2 protein-coding genes are annotated in these 1275 nt (G+C 43.0%); both read left to right on the forward strand.

Features of this window, described 5'->3' with window-relative positions:
* Window positions 1–158: 158 nt before the first annotated feature.
* On the forward strand, window positions 159–488 hold the full coding sequence (locus ACFIN0_RS09700; RefSeq protein ID WP_375702450.1) for a hypothetical protein: 330 nt from the start codon (window positions 159–161) through the stop codon (window positions 486–488).
* A 63-nt stretch (window positions 489–551) separates the two neighbouring features.
* Window positions 552–1214 (forward strand): lysozyme, encoded by a 663-nt coding sequence (locus ACFIN0_RS09705; protein WP_375702451.1) that lies wholly within the window; start codon window positions 552–554, stop codon window positions 1212–1214.
* The last annotated feature ends 61 nt before the right edge of the window (window positions 1215–1275 follow it).

Raw genomic sequence — 1275 nt, forward strand, 5'->3', positions numbered from 1 at the left:
ATACGTTTGAAATGAGAGCATTGTTAGGGGGTGGTAGCTGGAGTAATACAACGGATAATGGGCGTTTTACTCGAGCCACCATGATCGTCAATGGTGGAAATGAACAAGTTGCGGCGCGTGGATGTAGCCATACGCGTCATTTTGTTTAGGAGGGAGAGATGATAGATTATCCAGAACATTTAAATAGCAAAGAAGATTATCTGAACATGCTTTCTTTTGACAAAGTTGAAACGGTAAGAAGGCTAGGGAATCTTTTAGCAACACGTTTTTATTGGGTTTTTGTTAAAGAGCTTGGAGAGGGAGAAGAGGGGATTGAAGATGACACGCATAAGGTTTGTCTAACAACAACCATGCCGTTTGATTCAAATGGTGATTTTGTAGAAAAGCGTTGTCAGTATGAATTACAGGAAAGCGACTATGCGCCGCTCTTTCAACTTGGCTTTCGTGTTGAAGAAGTCGAGCAACTGATCAAAGAGCATAGTCAATAGAGATCATAAAAAAACATTTTTATCCAGCTCCACTTTTGTGGGGCTTTTTTTATGGAGCGTCAGATGAGAAAGATATCGAAAGAAGGATTAGAGCTTATCAAACAATGGGAAGGTTTGCGTTTAGAGGCATATAGAGATACGGCATGTGTCTGGACGATTGGTTATGGTCACACCAGCAATGCGGGTCACCCCCTTGTCAAAAAAGGCATGTGTATTAGCCAAAAACAAGCAGAAGAAATCCTTTGTGAAGACTTAAAGCAATTTGAGCAGACGGTAGAGGAATCGGTGACGGTTTCGTTAACGGATTGCCAATTCGCGGCATTGGTCTCATTTTGCTATAATGTAGGAACAGCTGCTTTTCGCAAGTCAACCTTGTTGAAGAAGCTTAATCAAGGGGATTATGAAGCCGTACCCTTAGAATTACAGAAATGGAATAAGGTCGGTGGGAAGCCTCTTGCGGGTTTAGCCAACCGTCGAGCAGCAGAAGCGGGATTATGGGTAAAAGGGGCTTATGTTTCTTCGAATTATCAAAGGGTAGAAACGAAAACAGCAAGCGGTCTTTTAAAGATAGAAGCACTTGCCCCGATTATAGGGTCTTGTTCGGGGTTTGGAGGCTTGTTAGCAGGCAATGGTCCGGTGCAATGGGCTTTAGCAGGCATGATGGTTTTAGCGGCTGTAACGGGCATAGTGATTGTCGCCAAGCGGTTTGGGGAGCAACGCTTATGATTTTTTGGCTAAAGAAATATTCTCTTATGTTTACAGCGGCTTTAGCCGTTTTTTTTATGGC

It is taken from the genome of Bartonella sp. AA89HNZF (assembly GCF_042196905.1).
Lineage (GTDB): Bacteria > Pseudomonadota > Alphaproteobacteria > Rhizobiales > Rhizobiaceae > Bartonella.

Bases quoted from the DNA above. Each gene is read 5' to 3' on its own strand.
- ACFIN0_RS09700 (WP_375702450.1), top strand. From the start codon at position 159: ATGATAGATTATCCAGAACATTTAAATAGCAAAGAAGATTATCTGAAC.
- ACFIN0_RS09705 (WP_375702451.1), top strand. From the start codon at position 552: ATGAGAAAGATATCGAAAGAAGGATTAGAGCTTATCAAACAATGGGAA.